The 15,545-nt window shown below is 70.0% G+C and carries 11 protein-coding genes and 2 pseudogenes; 8 read left to right on the forward strand and 5 right to left on the reverse strand.

Translation table 11 applies throughout. The features are described 5' to 3' along the window. Positions 1-752: 752 nt before the first annotated feature. The gene (locus AQJ91_RS33735; protein ID WP_199848087.1) at positions 753-1,391 is read left to right on the forward strand and encodes a hypothetical protein; all 639 of its coding nucleotides are present in this window, start codon (positions 753-755) and stop codon (positions 1,389-1,391) included. A gap of 389 nt (positions 1,392-1,780) precedes the next feature. After that, a complete protein-coding gene (locus tag AQJ91_RS33740; RefSeq protein ID WP_067029214.1) occupies positions 1,781-2,866 on the forward strand; it encodes an NACHT domain-containing protein in 1,086 nt (361 codons plus the stop codon). 15 nt (positions 2,867-2,881) lie between these two features. Here AQJ91_RS33740 and AQJ91_RS33745 read toward each other — a convergent pair whose 3' ends face one another. The 4 genes from AQJ91_RS33745 to AQJ91_RS33760 form a co-directional block, all read right to left on the reverse strand. Beyond that, positions 2,882-3,301, reverse strand: a complete 420-nt coding sequence (locus AQJ91_RS33745) for a PIN domain nuclease (protein ID WP_067029220.1) — start codon at positions 3,299-3,301, stop codon at positions 2,882-2,884. Further along, entirely contained in the window at positions 3,301-3,555 is a 255-nt protein-coding gene (locus AQJ91_RS33750) for a type II toxin-antitoxin system VapB family antitoxin (RefSeq protein WP_013001761.1), read from the reverse strand. Before AQJ91_RS33750 ends, AQJ91_RS33745 begins: the two co-directional genes overlap by 1 nt. Positions 3,556-4,447: 892 nt before the next feature. Continuing rightward, positions 4,448-6,562 (reverse strand): hypothetical protein, encoded by a 2,115-nt coding sequence (locus AQJ91_RS33755; RefSeq protein WP_067029221.1) that lies wholly within the window; start codon positions 6,560-6,562, stop codon positions 4,448-4,450. Next, positions 6,559-8,301, reverse strand: a complete 1,743-nt coding sequence (locus tag AQJ91_RS33760; protein WP_079085403.1) for a DEAD/DEAH box helicase — start codon at positions 8,299-8,301, stop codon at positions 6,559-6,561. The genes AQJ91_RS33755 and AQJ91_RS33760 overlap by 4 nt, the downstream gene beginning before the upstream one ends. Positions 8,302-8,448: 147 nt before the next feature. On the opposite strand from AQJ91_RS33760, the gene AQJ91_RS33765 reads away from it, so the two are divergent. From AQJ91_RS33765 to AQJ91_RS33775, 3 genes are all read left to right on the forward strand, one after another. Beyond that, positions 8,449-8,757, forward strand: a complete 309-nt coding sequence (locus tag AQJ91_RS33765; protein WP_067029223.1) for a hypothetical protein — start codon at positions 8,449-8,451, stop codon at positions 8,755-8,757. A 399-nt stretch (positions 8,758-9,156) separates the two neighbouring features. After that, positions 9,157-9,480, forward strand: a complete 324-nt coding sequence (locus AQJ91_RS33770) for a hypothetical protein (RefSeq protein ID WP_067029402.1) — start codon at positions 9,157-9,159, stop codon at positions 9,478-9,480. An 11-nt stretch (positions 9,481-9,491) separates the two neighbouring features. Beyond that, complete coding sequence (locus AQJ91_RS33775) at positions 9,492-10,148, forward strand: nucleotidyl transferase AbiEii/AbiGii toxin family protein (protein ID WP_067029225.1); 657 nt, start codon at positions 9,492-9,494, stop codon at positions 10,146-10,148. Positions 10,149-10,591: 443 nt separating this feature from the next. Here AQJ91_RS33775 and AQJ91_RS33780 read toward each other — a convergent pair. Beyond that, positions 10,592-11,023, reverse strand: a pseudogene (locus AQJ91_RS33780) (tyrosine-type recombinase/integrase); the annotation flags it as partial. A gap of 63 nt (positions 11,024-11,086) precedes the next feature. Here AQJ91_RS33780 and AQJ91_RS33785 point away from each other — a divergent pair. The 3 genes and pseudogenes from AQJ91_RS33785 to AQJ91_RS33795 all read left to right on the forward strand — a co-directional run. Then, positions 11,087-11,293 (forward strand): annotated as a pseudogene (locus tag AQJ91_RS33785) (transposase); the annotation flags it as partial. 175 nt (positions 11,294-11,468) lie between these two features. Then, on the forward strand, positions 11,469-15,236 hold the full coding sequence (locus AQJ91_RS54705; RefSeq protein ID WP_067029231.1) for a BTAD domain-containing putative transcriptional regulator: 3,768 nt from the start codon (positions 11,469-11,471) through the stop codon (positions 15,234-15,236). Further along, complete coding sequence (locus AQJ91_RS33795) at positions 15,233-15,532, forward strand: hypothetical protein (protein WP_067029233.1); 300 nt, start codon at positions 15,233-15,235, stop codon at positions 15,530-15,532. Before AQJ91_RS54705 ends, AQJ91_RS33795 begins: the two co-directional genes overlap by 4 nt. Positions 15,533-15,545 lie beyond the last annotated feature (13 nt).

Genomic DNA, 15,545 nt, shown 5'->3' on the forward strand with positions numbered 1-15,545 from the left:
CCGGGTGCGGGGCTCGGCCCGTCGGCGGCCAGGGCGATGGAAACGAAGGGGATGCTGGGCGGTTCTGATCAGACCCTCACGCAGCTGCGTCCGTTCAGCTTGAAGTCGTACCCCGGGGAGTGCGCGTCCTGCCGGGACGCGAGGAAGCCGAAGGAGAGGGTGCCGTTCACGGCGACCTTCCTGTTGTGGGCGGTGGCGTTGGCGGCACTCTTCGGGTGTTCACGCAGCGAGGCCGAGCTTTGGAGGAAAGCGTGGGGCCAACGGCTGCTCGCCTGGGGTGCTGAGATCCTCGATGAACGGATCGCAGAGGAGGGTAGGAGGGACGCGGTGCCGCAACCCACCGGAGAGGCAGTTGTAGAGGAACTACAGCGACTTTCGCTCGTCTCTCCGACCGGGGTAACGTCGTTGGCAGCCCAGAGGCAGTCTCGCTGGCGGGCCGGTGAGAGTCCCACCGGTGGACAGCCGGTGGACAGACGCCTTTGGACAGTGCATCACGGGGTGGCACGGGTCAACCTGTCGCACGTGCTCTGATCAGGTAAAACGTCACTGGACGGCACGACGAGGCACCACGCAACATGATCACTCGTGGTCTCGTAACGGGGTGCGCGAGGGGAGCGCATCAGCGCAGCATCGGTGCAAAGGGGTGCGCGCGGGGCACCGCCGAAGCACCTGGAATGGGAGCGCGTGGGGCTGCCCTGTAAACGGGCCCGTTTTGTGGAAACGCTCCAACGCTCCCTCCTAGGCTGGTGGCCGTGGCAGATGCGATGGACACCGTCCCGTTCAAAACCCTCGTGACACAGACGAGCGCCGTGCTGCTGACTCACGGAGTCGAGGTGGAGTCGACAGCGGTGCAGGGCGTCGTCGCGCACATGATCAGCGTGATGGCCAAGCGAGTGGGCATGGACGAGGAAGAGGCCGTCCATCTGGTGACCCCGGAGGCCGTCGCCGACATCATCATGAAGGCGGCGACCGAAGACGAACACGGGGCTGCCGCACCGCACGCCGTACGACCGGTGCGGATTGACGACCGCGTCGTCGACTCGCCCGTCGAGTCGCTGGGGCACCTGGTCATGGCCACCTCGCAGGCCGGCAAGTACGCCAGCCTCAATGGAGACGGCCCGGCAGCGGCGTACCTCCTGGACCTCGCCACCGAAATCGGCGCCGCTCTCGTCCAGCACCACTCCGGCGGGCGAGCAGCGATCCCCCTCGGTGTTCTCGACGAGGTGGCTCAGCTGGTCGACGCGGTGGCTGACCACGTCCAGGCCGACGGCTGGAGCGTCTGTCCGTGCGGTGAACCGCACGGACAACACGAGACGGACGCCGGTGCGATCAACGCCATGCGCCACCATGCTGCTCTCGCGCGCGAGATGCGGCAGCAGGCGGATCAGTGAGCTCCCGAGGATAGATCGCTTTGCCGTACGCACAGCATGTGCGCCGAGGACATCTTCGAACGGATCGCCCTGGTCTCGACAACCGGTACTACACCGCACGCCGACGGGGCAGCCTCCGCGAGCTGCAGGACTAACACTGGCGCACGGGACGATAGGACAGACTAGGCGAGTGAGCAGCGAGGCGACTCACCGCAAGCGTGGACGAGTGCACTCGGTCCCCAGTCTCACCACGGTGAGGCAGTTGTACGGGACGGCCTTGCGGTGCGGCTTCCCTGGGTGCACCGAGCCGCTGTACCGGGTGAGCACGTACACCGGCGAGCGCGTTCTCAACAAGCGAGGTCGCACACATTCATGCACGCCGGGAGAACGGTCCCCGTTGGGATCCGCACATGTCGGAGGACGAGAACCGCAGTGAGGCCAATCTGACCTTGATGTGCCAGGCGCACGCCAAGGAGATCGACGACTTCCCTGAGCGGTTCCCGGCTGATCTGCTGCGCGAGTGGAAGCGGACCCAGCTACGCGAATGTGACGAGACGGTGGGGCAGCCGCTGACGGAGGACGAGGTCGTGCAGGTCATCGAGCGCTCCTTCGGTCCAGCTCAGCTTGCTGCGGCCGTCGCCGAGGTCGTGCCGTTTTCTGCCCGCTCACGGTCGCGGCAGGAGGCGTTGGATCTTGCCGGACGGGAGGCTCGTGCCCGTCGACTGGTTCAGCTGCGGCCTGTCCCGACGCACCGGCGCAATGCGGTCCTGGAGTGGATGTTGCAGCACTCCGAGCCCGCGCTGGTGGTTCCCGAGGGCCAGGTGCGGGTGCTGGTGGGGCCGATGGGCGCGGGTAAGAGCGAACTCGCTGCGCGCTGGTGGGAGGAGGGGCTGAAGGTTGCCGAAGCCGACGACGATGTCGAGGTTCCTGTGTGGTTGTCGGCCCGATCGATCACCTCCACGCTGGCGACGGCGGTTACCGATGCGATCGGAGGCGACCCGAGGCGGCCGTGCCGGGTGGTCATCGACGATCTCGACAGCCTTCCACCCCGGAATGCCGACCAGTTCCTGGACGAGGCACGGCGCCTGGTCGCCGTTTGGCCGAGGACGCGGATACTGGCGACCAGCCGGCCGGGGATCTCCGTGGAGGCCGAGGAACTCCTCACTGCCGCTCCATGGCCGGTCGAGCGCGGTGTCGGCCTCCTGCGGTGCGTCCTCGATCGGGAGCCGCCGCGCGCAGTGTGGACGCCGGAGGCCCGCGACCTGCTGACCAGCCCGCGGCTCTCCGCGATCCGCGGTCACCCCGAGGGGCGACCGCCACCGAGGCCGACGGTACCGAGACCTCCGTTCCTGTACGACGCGGGCGGCGCGCGGATCAAACGCACCACTGCGGATGCGACCACGCTCTACCTGTCGGGCATGGAACTGGAGCTGAGGAAGGGCTCCACCGCCGTCACGGCCACGCGCCACTGCACCTACGCAGCTCATCGGAGGTAGGGAAGGCCGAGCTGCTTATCGGTCGGCGGTGCCGGGCGGTACGACCCATTCGGTGGGTTGGCCGGTGAGGGAGGCGATCATGTCGAAGTCGCCGTCGTAGTGGAGGACCGTTCGCCGGTGCAGTTCCGCTGTGGCGGCGATCAGCAGGTCGGGAAGGGACAGGGCGCGGTGGAAGCCCGCGTTGAGGGCATGGCGCTGGATCTCGAGAGCGCGAATGAAGATGTCGTCGTCGGTGCGGAGGTAGTCGAAGGCGTGGAGCCAGGTGCTGATCCGTGTTGCTTCCGAGCTGTCCCGTGCAGAGTGGATCATCTCGAACTCGGTGGGCTGGCATACGGCGAGGAGGTAGCGCTCATGCAGAGGCTTGAGTACCTCCTTGACGCTCGGCTTCGTCCAGCGGGCGAGGGCGGACTTGTCGATCAGATAGCGGTCCTGCATCAGGCGGCCCGGCCTCCGTCGCGGTCGCCATTGTGCTTGAGGGAGCCGTCTGCATTGCGGGGCCCGGTGTTCTCGACGATCTCACTGAAGTCGAGCTCGCCGGCCTCCATGGCGTCGAAGCCCTCCTGCCGCAGGTGCCTCTTGACGGCGTCTTCCATGGCGAGGCGGACGGCTTTGGCTTTCGTTTTGGTCCCGAAGATCCGCATGGCCTCGGTGACCATGTCTTCATCGAGGTCGATGACGGTTCTGGCCATGTGGTGATCCTCTCGGAGGTGCTTCCGCCCGTGAAATGATACCATTCATCGACGATGGTAGATATCGTTTCGATCGTAGGTTCCGTCGTGGATGGAGGCTGTGGCGTTCACGGTGACGTGCCGCGTGGTCGCCCCTTGTGGGAAATGGACAGTCGTCCTCATGTCGGGCTCCGCTCCTGTCGGGGTTTCGCCAGAAGCGATGAGGTGGCGGGAGGCGGCCGATCAAGCGGCCCCATCGGTGGACAGGCGGTGGACAGACGCCTTTGGACAGTGCATCACGGGGTGGTACGGGTCAACTTGCTGCGCATGCTCTGATCAGGAAAAACGTCACCACGTAGCACGGCAAGGCGCTAGGCAACACGATCCCTCACGGTCTCGTAATGCGTAGGTCTCGGGTTCGAATCCCGAAGGCGGCTCCATGGTTAACCCCAGGTCAGGCCTCTGGCCTGGGGTTTCTTGTTTCTGTTGACCTTGGAATCCGGGCCAATCGGACACGTGCGGTCTACGCATCGAAATGCGTAGGTCGGAGGTGCGGTTTCTGTGTTCACGTAGACGTTCTAAGCCTCTGACCTGGTCTTTTACCTGGTTGGAAGGGGTGGATCAGGCTCGCATAAAGGGTCCCGGTGGACGACCGGTGGACAGGCGTGCGTGACACTCCATCAGGGGCCTGTCGCTGCCCCTGGGTCGACGGGTGAAATGCGACCATCGGCGATGGGCGATCGGCAGTGGCGGGACTGTCCGGTCCTGACAGATCTCACGTCCGGCTCGGGTCCTGGCGTTGATCATGGTTGTGGCGCCCGGAACCGGCCACGCCGGGCGTCATGCACTACAGGGCGCTGGGCGACGAGATCGGCTCGGAAACGGTTCATGCCCACCACATCGCGGCGCGCAGCTACCAGGGCTGGTCTTCGGTCAGTTTCAGCAGGCGCTGCAGGTGCGCGCCGGCCTTGCGCAGGTCGGTCTCGGGGACCTGCCACAGCCGTGCCGCGTCGCCGTAACCGCCCCCGCCGGCGTCGCTCCAGTAGCAGGCGGACCGCTCGGTGGCTGCGGCGAGGACCGGGGCCGGGTAACGCTCCAGCAGCATCTGCGGGTCGGTCAGCCGCCACCAGGAGGCCAGGGCGCGGGCCGCCAGGTGTGCCCCGTGCCGGGCCGGGGTGTGCTTCCACAGCAGACGGGCGACCGGGTCCATCACGGCACCGGTGCGTGGGGGGCGGGTGACCGGAGCGGTACGACCTGTGCGGTAGCGCGCCATCATGGTGCTGGCGTTCATCGCGTAGGGAGTCCGGTGGGGCAGGACCTCGACGATCAGCCGGTCGGGCCCGAGGGACCAGCGCAGCAGGTAGTCATGACGTCCCCGGTCGGTGTGGACCTCGCCTCCGGCACTGTCCCAGGCACGTCGCCCCTCGGCGGGGAAGACCGTGGCGCCGCAGGACTCCACCCGCTCGTGGGGGGCGACGCCGATCCCGTAGAGCGGCCCGGTCGCGCCGTACAGTCGCAGCAGGGCGGCGGCGGGCGAGTCGGGCGCGCACATCCGCTCCAGCTTTCGGCGGTCGCCGCCTGCGGCGTGCTCCCAGAAGGCGAAGGCGCGCTTGTGCAGGGTCTTTGGATCGGAAGACCGGCGCTGCTGCGGGGACGCGACACGGCCGGGTGTGGCGGGCAGGGAGCCGGGGCGAGGGGAGGGGGCGCGCGCTGCGGGCGCCTCGGCGGTTCGCCCGGCCTTCGCTCCGCTCGTGCTCCGCTGCCCCGTGGCGCCGCCTGCGGCGCCGGCGTTCCGTGCGGGCGGCGGCTCCTCGCGGGCGGTGGCGCCCGCAAGCACCGGCGCCGCCGTACCTCCCGTGGATGCGGCAGTGTCCACGGCGGCGCCACCGCGAGGCGGCGGCACGGTCCCCCCGGCCGGAGGCGGGGTGGGACGTTTGGGGGCCAGGCACCGGGCGCAGCCCAGGTGGGTCTTGGCCGCGACCAGCGGGGCACCGGTCTGGGCGCAGGCCGGGCAGCGCAACGGGGCGAACTCCCCGGCGGGCAGCAGCCAGTCCACCTCCAGTGGGTAGCGCCGCTCTCCGCGCCGCACGTCCAGAGCCAGGCGCAGCACCGGGACTCTCAGCAGGTGCAGCCGGTAGGGGGTGAGCCGGTGGCGGGCGCGGTACTTCTCGGTGATCTCGGCCAGGCGGCGGGTGCGCTCCTCGCGGGTGCTCTCCACACGGGCGCGCAGCAGTGCCGCGCGGTCCTCGGGCGCGGTGGCGGCACGGCGCTGGAGGGAGTCCACGGCGGCGGCGTAGTACTCCTCGGCGCGGGCGCGCTCCTTGGCGTACGCGTCGCCGATCTGCGCTGCCAGCCCGTCGCGGCGCAGCACGGCGGCGGCCTCCAGCATCCAGTGGGCCTCGGCGAGGGCGGCGGCCAGGTCCGGCCGGCTGGTGGAGGCGTGATGCACGGCAGCGCCGAGCCCCTCCGGCAGCGCAGTCTCGGGGCGGGGGTCGCGGTCGGTGCGGGCAAGGCGTTCGCTGACCCGGGTCGGCATCCGGAGGCGGCTGGGTACGTCGACGTACTCCTCGACCTGTTCCTGGAAGTGGTCCTCCGCGGAGAGTTCGTAGCCCACCAGGGCGCCCACGCGCAGCACCGGCCGCAGGGCCCGCTCAAGCGGGGCGTCGGAGCGCGGATCCAGGCGGCCGTGGTCGACGGGGAGGTGCTCTCGGGCCTTGGACAGCAACGTGGCGGCGTCGGGTGGCACGGAGCGCGGGGCTGTCAGGGTGAGGGTGCCGGTGTCGCCCGCGGCCAGGACACTCTCGGCGGCCTTGGCGACCAGCGGGTGTCCGGTCACCAGGAGCAGGGCGTCGTCCTCGCGGGAGGCATCGGGGTCGGCGGTGACCGCGGTCTCCTCGGGCAGTTCCAGCTCGCTCGCCAGAGCGGCGGGCAGGAGTGCCAGGGCGGTGTCCCCGGCATCCTCCCACAGCCCACCGCGGTGGGCGACCCAGTCCAGCCAGAAGGCCAGCCCCGCCTCCTTGCGGATCACCGGCCCGCCTCCTGCCCGTCATCGCCGCCGACCAGTGCGTCGACCGCGCCGCGGCTGTCCAGGTAGTCCGTGCGCGCGCTGACCAGCCGCTCGCCCAGCCGCTCCAGGCGTTCGGCGAACTCCGCGTCGTCCCCCGCGGTGGCGAAGGCGTCGAAGACGGAGGCCTCGAAGTCGAAGTCCTCGTCCACCCGGCCCAGGATCATGTCGAGCTCTCCGACGACCAGCTCAAACAAATTGATCTTGGATTCGAGGACGTGCAGGATTCGTTGCTCGATGGTGCCCTGGGCGACCAGGTTGGTCAGCACCACGTCGTGCTCCTGCCCCACCCGGTGCAGTCGGCCCAGGCGCTGCTCGATCTGCATGGGGTTCCACGGCAGGTCCACATTGGCCATCACATGGCAGAACTGCAGATTGCGGCCCTCTCCGGCGGACTCGGTGGACAGCAGCACCGGCGCCTGATCACGGAAGGCCGCCACCGCCGCTTCCTTGCCCCGGCGCGAGAGACTGCCGTGGTAGACGGCCGCCGGGACGCCCTCACGCTCCAGCCGTGCGGCGAGCGCGTCCAGGGTCTGCCGGAAGGCAGTGAACACCAGCACCTTCTCCCCCTGCCCGTTGTGCCGACGCAGCCGCTCCAGAAGTAGCTCCGCCTTGGTGGATCCCTCGATTCCCCGGGCCAGGGCCGCCAGGTCCGGCCAGCCCGCCTTGGCCAGGGCCGGGGCGACGGCCTGCGGGCTCGACCCGGCCAGCCGGGTCAGCCCGCGCAGGGTCAGCAGCCGCGCCGAGGACGCATCCTTGGCCTCCGCCCGGATCCGGGCGGCGACCCCCGCATACAGCTCCGCCTCCTCCTGCGAGGGAGCCACCAGTACCGTCTCGGCCAGCCGCTGCGGCAGCAGCACCTCGACCTCGCTGCGCCGGTGACGAACCATCACCTCACGGGTACGGGCCCGCAGCTGGTCCAGGTTGCGCGGCGCCGAAGGATCCGTCCCGGCTCCGGCGTGCCGCTGGCGGAACTGCGCAGGGGTACCCAGCAGCCCGGGCGCGACCAGGCTCACCAGTTCGTACAGGTCCTGCAACCGGTTCTCCACCGGAGTCGCGGTGAGCAGCAGCAGATAGCGGGCATGCAGGGCTCGGGCGAGTTTCCCCGAGGCGCTGCGCGGATTACGCAACCGGTGCGCCTCGTCCGCCACCACCACATCCCACTGCCCCCCGGTCAGCAGGGACTTCAGCGGCTCCCGGCGCGCGGCGGCGATCGAGGCGAGCACCACCGGCCGCTCCGCGTCCGTCTCCTCCCAGCCCTGGCCCCGGGCGATCACCGTCGGCAGGCCGAACTTGCGCTCCAGCTCCTCGCGCCACTGCTCCACCAACCCGGCCGGGGTAAGCACCAGCGTCCGATCCGCCAGCCCCCGCATCCGCAGCTCAGACAAGACCAGACCCGCCTCGATCGTCTTGCCCAGCCCCACCTCGTCCGCGAGGATCGCCCGGCCGCGCATCCGCCGCAACACCGTCTGAGCGGTCTGCACCTGGTACCCGAAAGGCACGAAGGACAGCTGCGGCAGCGACAGGAAGGAGTCGAAACCCGGCCTGCGCCACACCTCCACCGCCGCGTCCACCAGCGCCGAGGTGACCGGATCCACCGCAGACGCGCTCAGTCGTCCCAGGAGCTCCGTGAACGCGTCGGGCAGCCCTTCGGGCCGCTGAGCCAGGCTGTCGGCAGTGGTGAGCGTATCGGCGGTACTCAAGCGTCCTCACTCGGGCAGCGGCAGAACGAATGCAGGCGGGCACTCTCCGTCACCCGCATGGCCCAGCCTACCGAACACGCGGGGACGGGAGCCGCGTTTGGCCCGCTCCAGTGCTTTGGCACAGCGGTCCTGGTGGGGGCCGGTGGTGTGGATCGACGACGGCGATCCCGCCGCAGCCTGGGGTGCCGCCCCCGGCGTGGTACCGGCCGACAGCGGCTCGCGCTCGCCGACCGCCCCGCAGGTGGACTCGCCGTCCACCTGCGCGCCGTCGAACCCCTCAGGACCGTCACCGGTGACGCCGACTACCAGCAGATCGCCCGCCTCCTGCTCGGCTCCCGCGCCTGCCACCAACATCTGGGCACCACCGCGGAGTTCGAGGACTGCCGCACCGCGCTGCGCCACGACCTGAAGCGCATGCGCAACCTCGTGAAGACCCTCGATCAGCACGGCCTGTGACACCACGGCATCCCGGTGACCAGTCCTGCGGGAGGCTGTCGGCGGGTCCCGCGAGGTCCTGGACTGCGGAGCAGCGGTTTCGGCGCGGGCCGGCTCGTATCTCGCGGGGGACCGCCGAGTCTCGCCGGCGTTTCACCTTCCGTCGCCTGGCCGACGAGGCGCAGGCGGCGCCGACGGCACCGGACTCGCGCCCGGTCGAGGACGCGGTGGAGGCGCTGGAGCGAGTTCAGGGCGGTCGCGGTGATCGGGACGACCGTGGTCCTGCGGTCAGCTCAGGAGGCGGCCTTCGCCGCCCCCGCGTGGCGCCCCACAGTTCCGTGCCTGGTCGCGGATCGGGGCGCCGCTGACGGACACCACGGCAACCGGCGGGCAGCGCTCGCACAGGGGCATACTGGGCGCATGGAGTCACGGGTGCTGTACGCGGAGATCCGGCCCTACACGGTTCCGGAGACACTGGAGGAGCTGGCCGGTCCGGCAGCCGGTGCGGTGGTTCTGCCGACTGCGCTGGACTGGACACCGAAGCGCGTTTACGACCTGTCGGACGACGTTGACCTGCGGATGCTCTATGAGACGGTCATACGGGAGGCCATGCATGTCGAGGAACTGCGGAACTTCCTGGACCCGGTGCTGCTCTCGGCCGTGTGGCAGAGGCTGTGGCTTCCGCCACGCGCGCGGTTGATGTGGGAGGGGCGATTCCCGCAACTGGCCCGCAGGGCTGCGTAGTATCCACCCGTATGGATCCCTTTCACGCCCGGCTCGCCCGTATCGGCCTTGTAGCCGCTGCGGGATACGGCTTCGTCCTGGCCGGTGGATACGCGGTTCAGGCGCACGGGTTCCTGGAGCGACTGTCGGATGACGTCGACCTCTTCACGGACATCGCCGACCCGGTCGCCTTCTCCGAGGCCGTAGAGGCGGTGGCTGCGGCCTACCGGGCGGACGACCTGACCGTTGAGGTGGAGAAGTCCGCCGGGGTGTTCGCCCGATTCGCGGTCGCCGACGAACAGGGGCACATGGCGAAGGTGGAATTCGGATGCGACTGGCGGGCTCGACCGCCTGCCGTGTTGGAGATCGGCCCGGTCCTCCACCCCGATGACGCGGTAGCCAACAAGGTGACCACCCTCTTTGGACGGGCCGCGCCACGGGATTACCTCGACGTGAATGCCGCGCTCGCCTCCGGGCGGTACTCGGGTGGGCTGCTGCTGCAGTTGGCGTCGGAGCACGATGCTGGGTTCGATCCGCGCTACTTCGCTCAAGCGCTGCGGGCGGTCGACCGTTGGCCGGATCGGGAGTACGAGGCATACGGTCTAGATGGCGGCCAGGTGGAGGACATGCGTCGACGGTTGCGCGCGTGGGCTGCCGAGATCCTCGACGAACGGCTCGACGAGAGATGACCCAGTCGGCCGTGTTGACCCTGAGCACCCACAGGCGCGGGTGACTTCGCCGACTACGGCGTCTCCGGCACCCGAGCAGGGGGACACGGTGACCGAACCCAGCGGTGGGGCGCTTGTAAAGGTCCTGCACTGACCTCTGTTCGTCTCTCCGCCTGGTTGACAGTGTCGCCGCAAGCCCAACTCCAGTCTCGCTGGTGAGGCAGCGGCACCCCCTTCGGTGGACAGCCGGTGGACAGACGCCTATGGACAGTGCATCACCCGGTGGCACAGGTCAACCTGTCGCACGTGCTCTGATCAGGCAAAACGTCACGGGACAGCACGACGAGGCACTACGCAACACGATCGCTCATCGTCTCGTAACGAGTAGGTCTCGGGTTCGAATCCCGAGAGGCGGCTCAGTTTGAAGCCTCAGGTCGGATGGTCTCCGACCTGGGTTTTCTCGTTCAGCGGATGCGGCGGCGACGGCGGGAGCGAGCCGCGCGGCTGTCGGGGGTCTCAGTCCTGGTCTCAGTGGGGGCCGGATCGAGCTCCGGGGGAGCAGCAACGAAGAACTCGCCCATGCGCCGCATGGCGTCCTTCGGCAGGTGCGACCGGCCCTTCACGTACCGCCTCGTCTGGCTGATCTGGGTGTGCCGGAGGGTCTCCATGATCGTGGGCATGTCGACGCCCGGCTCGTTCAGGATCGTGCCGGCCGTGTGGCGGCTCCCGTCGTACAGGCGGCGGTCGTCGATCCCGGCCTCGGCGAGCAGCTCCTTGAACTCCTCGTAGTCCTGGCGCGAGTCCAGCGGCCGGCTGTCCTCGCGCGCGAACACGACGTCGTGCTCCTGCCACAGCTCGCCTGCTGCCGCGCGTGCTTTCTCCTGAGCCGCCTTGTGGGGGAGCGCAAATAACGGCGGATCCGATGACCAAAGAGATGCCTGATGAGCGAGACCATCGTCGAGAGCGTGAACGCACGCATGCGCAAGGCCGTCCGGGCCCGTGGGCACTTCCCGAACGAAGCCGCAGCGATGAAGTGCGTCTACATGGCGCTGATGTCCCTGGACCCGACCGGCAAGGGTCGCAAGCGGTGGACCCAGCGATGGAAGGCGCCGCCCAACGCCTTCCAGATCGAGTTCGAAGGCCGACTCACCCCGACCGCCAACTGAACACCTCAACAACCAAGATCAGCCGTTAACTTGGCACACCCACGGATGGGCGTTACGGCACCGGTTTCGCGAGGCCCGGCCACCCCGGGTGGCCACCCTCCCTGGCATCCAGCACATGGCTCCCAGACTGAGCCTGCGCAGATCTGGTGCCGACAGCTGTTCTAAACTGACCCGGGTGTCGATCGTCCTGACGCTGCTCGACGGGGTGCGCTGGCACGGCGAACCCGTCGTCGGTGAGCGTCCTCAGGCCCTCCTCGCCGCGCTTGCTACGCCGTCCGGCACTGCGGTGCGCGCCGAGCGACTGGTCGACGCGGTCTGGGCCGATGACGGGCCCGCGAACCCGGGGAAGGCCCTGCAGGTTCTGGTCTCCCGCACCCGTTCGGTGTGCGGGCCCAACTCGGTGGTGCGCGACGGTGACGGATACCGGCTGGGACTGCGCCCGCACCAGATCGACGCACTGGTGGTCCGGTCGGAGGCCGCTGCGGCGCGGGGCGCGCTGACGAGGGACCCCACACAGGCGGCCGAGCACGCGCGCGCCGCACTCGCCCTGGCCGGTGGCCTCACGATCGCTGAGGACGCGAGCGGCCCGCTCGCCGACGTGCGCCGGGAGGCCGTCCGCGACCTCCGGTCCGCCCGCACGGTGCTGGCGCAGGCGGAGAGCCGCAGCGGGTCGCACGACGAGGCGCTGCCGATACTCGAAGAGGCCGTCGCTGCATGGCCTGACGACGAAGCCCTGCTGGCCGATCTGCTACGCAGCCTGGCGGCCGTCCGCGGCGGTGCAGCGGCTCTGAGCCGCTTCGAGAGCTACCGGTCCGCGCTGCGCGACCGGCTCGGCACCGATCCCGGGTCCGAGTTACAGCGGCTTCACCATGAACTGCTCTCGCGGGACAGCCCGGTGCGCGACGGCCTGCACTACGAGGCGACCGCGCTGGTCGGACGCGCGGACGATATCCGCCGACTGCGCGCGGCGTTGGTGTCTTCGCGGGTGGTGTCGATCCTCGGCGCCGGAGGTCTCGGCAAGACCCGGCTCGCCCACGTGCTCGGGCGAAACGCCGCGCAGCCGGTGGCGCACTTCGTCGAGCTGGTCGGCGTGACCGCCGCCGAAGACCTGGTCGGCGAGGTGGGAACGGCACTCGGCGTCCGCGACTCGGTCAGCGGCCGCCGGGCTCTGACGCCCGAGCAGCGCGCCGACGTACGCGCGCGGATCGCGCAGCACCTCGACCAGGCACCCAGCCTGCTGATCCTGGACAACTGCGAGCACATCGTGGACGCCGTGGCCGATCTCGTCGCCTACCTGGTCGCCACGACCCGCGAGCTGCGGGTGCTGACCACGACGCGGGCACCTCTGGCGATCGCGGCGGAGCGGGTCTACCTCCTCGGCTCACTCGGCGCCGAGGACGCTGGGGAGCTGTTCGCCCAGCGTGCCCTCGCCGCCCGTCCCGATGTAGTCCTCGATGAGGGCACAGTCGCGGACATCGTCCGTCAGCTCGACGGCCTTCCGCTGGGGATCGAGCTGGCCGCGGCCAAGGTGCGGGTGATGTCCACCCCGGACATCGCGCGTCGGCTTCAGAATCGCTTCGCCCTGCTGCGCGGCGGCGATCGCAGCGCGCCCGACCGGCACCAGACGCTGCTCGCGGTGATCGACTGGTCGTGGAACCTGCTCACCGACGCCGAGCAGCGGGCGCTGCGCTGGGTGTCGGTCTTCCACGACGGCTTCACCCTCGACGCGGCGGAGCGGGTGCTCGGTCCGGACGCGCTGGACGCGGTGCAGAGCCTGGTGAGCCAGTCGCTGCTCACGGTTCTCGAATCCGGTGCGGGGGTCCGCTACCGGATGCTCGAGACGGTGCGTGAGTTCGGCCGGATGCAGCTGGTCGACGTCGGCGAGGACGAAGCCGCGCTGGCGGCACACCGGGACTGGGCGGTCGAGTACGCCGTGCGCCACGTCCCCGGGCTGTTCGGCCCCGGTCAGTTTGAGGCGGTCGGCGTGCGGCGTGATCTGCTCCCACGCCATCGTCGGCACCGACCGGTTGTAGGAGAAGCAGTCGGCATATCCAAGCAGCCGGACGGCGTCCGCCGCCGGGAGCGCTTCCCGGAGCAGACCCCAGGCGCCCAGCGCGAACAGCACCATGCCGGCGACCGGATAGTCCAGCCGTTCGTACCCGGGGGCGAGCGCCCGCCGCAACCGGTCCAGGCACGACCGGAACAGCGCGGCTGCGTAGTCGTCGTGCTCCGGCCCCGCGAAGCGCGCATGTGCGGCCAGGGCGATGGCCTCACCGACGAGCAGCCACGGCTCGAGGCCCGTCGCGGGCATCCCCGGAAACCGCAGCCCGCGCACCCGCTCGGCGGCAGCCCGGTAGAGCGCCAGGCCGGTGTCGTGGTCACCGGAGGCCAGGGCGAGCTCGGCCCGCCCGCGGCGAGTTCGGTACGCAGGGCGGTGAAGGACGCGAGGGGTCTGAGCTGGGAGCGGCTCAAGGGCGCCGACGCGTGGCGTGCTGCTCTGCTGCGCGCCGCTGCCGGGCAGACCGGATGCGAGTCGGTGCTCGCGCTGGCCGAGGTGAAGGAGACCTGGGAGGCCTATCCCGAAGGGGACGATCCCTGGGACGACTACGGGTACGGCGAAGATGACGAAGATGAGGACGGTGATGCGGGCGCGGACGGGGACTACGTCCTCCAGGAACTGGTCGACGACGAGATCACCCTGGGCTGGTGGACCGGTCCGGACGGCACCGGTGGCGAGCCGATCTCGTTGCGGGTTCACGACTACGAGGTGTGCGCGAGTACCGCGAGCACGGACCTGACACCCTACGACTCCCAGTACGAGGGCTACATGGGCAACTACGGCAACACGCTGGACCGGTGGTACCGGCGGGCCGCGGTCGTCGTGTGGCCGCGGGAACGGGCCTTCGCGGCACGCGGTGAGGCCGGATCGCGGTGGGCCCTGGAGGAACTGCGCGCCGCCATCGCGCGGGGCGACCTGGATCGGGCGCGCAACCAGGCCCAGTCCCTCGCACCGTTCTGGAAGCACACCCGTCCGCAGCCTGAGCTGCTGGAGTGTGCGTTGCAGGTGGCCGCGGGCCTGGATGCGGCCGAGACCGCGGCGATGCTGCTGGAGCCGTTCCAGGCGGGCGTGCTCAGCCCGGAGCACGCGGGCGGACTCGCCGCGGCAGCCGAGCGGTACGGAACCGGGTGGATGCGCCGGGTCGTCGACGCCTGGTTTGCATCCGAGCACCGCCTCCCGTCGCAGCAGTACCAGTGGACCGAGCGGCTGCCGGAACTGTGCGCGGCGCTGCGCACCCATCGGGCGCCGGCGGTGGCCCAGCTGCTGTCCGCGGGGGTCTGGGCTGCGGTGGACAGTGGCCTGCGGTTGTGGACCACGACCGGGCCGGCCGAGACCCGCCGTGCGCAGCTGCAGCAGCTGGCCCTGCCGCTGCGACAGGTCGTGGTGGCGGCCGACGAAGAGCTGCGGGACGGGATCCTGGCGACGCTGCGGGAACGCGGGGACACGGTGCTCGAGTGTCTGATGCCGCTGCTGCGCCGCGCCGCGGAGGCGTTGCCGGCAGCCGAGTGGGGCATGGCGGGGCTCGACGGGATCGCGCGAGACTGCGCGGACCGGCTCCGCGAGGCGTGCGAGCGGTCGGCGCGCGCTGCTGACGACTGGTCAGTGGCCTGGATCGGGTGCGGCTGCGAGCTGTGCGGTGTCCTCGGCGCGTTCCTCGGCTCCCGGCGGAGGGTCATCGAATGGCCGCTGGCGAAGGAGGGGCGGCGGCATGTGCACACCAGGATCGACTCGGCCGAGCTGCCGGTGCGCCACCAGACCAGGCGGCAGGGGCGTCCGTACACGCTGGTGCTGACGAAGACCCAAGAGCTGTTCACCCGTGAACAGACGGTCCGCAGCCAGGCCGCGGCGGACCTGGCATGGCTGATGTCGCTACGGAACCGATGACTGCGGCTTCCGGCTCGGCGGCCTCGTCGCGCAGGTACGCCCCGGTCGGCGTGCGCGGCCAGCGGCCGACCGCGTTGAACTGGACGCCGAAGACGTCGTACGACCTGTCGGGCGACGTCGATCTGCGGATGCTCTACGAGACGGTGATCCGCGAGGCTGCACCCCGAGGAAGCGAGTTCCTGAACGTCCCGCTTCTTGCGCAGGCGTGGCCGCGATTGTGGCTGCCGCGGCGGGTGCGTATGGCGTGGGAGAGCTGCTTCCCCGCCTTCCCCGCCCCGGTGCGGGCTGCCGCGTAGCATCGGCGGGCAT

This window comes from Streptomyces dysideae, assembly GCF_001514305.1.
In the GTDB taxonomy this organism is placed as follows: Bacteria; Actinomycetota; Actinomycetes; order Streptomycetales; family Streptomycetaceae; genus Streptomyces; species Streptomyces dysideae.